The organism is Parazoarcus communis SWub3 = DSM 12120, from assembly GCF_003226565.1.
Classification (GTDB): domain Bacteria; phylum Pseudomonadota; class Gammaproteobacteria; order Burkholderiales; family Rhodocyclaceae; genus Parazoarcus; species Parazoarcus communis.
In genome coordinates this window covers 1-255 of the sequence record NZ_QKOE01000205.1, presented here as the reverse complement: position 1 = coordinate 255, position 255 = coordinate 1, and the positions used below count along the sequence as shown (strand labels likewise).

Genomic DNA, 255 nt, shown 5'->3' with positions numbered 1-255 from the left:
CGGGGTGAGGTTGTCGGAGAAGCCGATGTGCTTCAACAAGGAGACGATCTCGTGCTGGTACCACGGTTTCACGTTCGATCTGAAGGACGGCAAGCTGTCGACGATCGTGGCCAATCCGCACGACAAGCTGGTGGGGACGACGGGGATCACCAGCTACCCGACCGAAGAGGTGGCGGGGATGGTGTTCGTGTTCGTGCGTGAGGACGATTTTTCGCTGGATGACGTACCGCCGCTGTCGCAGGACCTGCCGTTCCG

1 protein-coding gene is annotated in these 255 nt (G+C 60.8%); it reads left to right on the top strand.

What is annotated here, in order from left to right; genetic code table 11:
• Window positions 1-25 precede the first annotated feature (25 nt).
• Window positions 26-255: Rieske (2Fe-2S) protein (locus DNK49_RS23760; RefSeq protein WP_341538210.1), on the top strand; the 230-nt coding region annotated here is incomplete at its 3' end.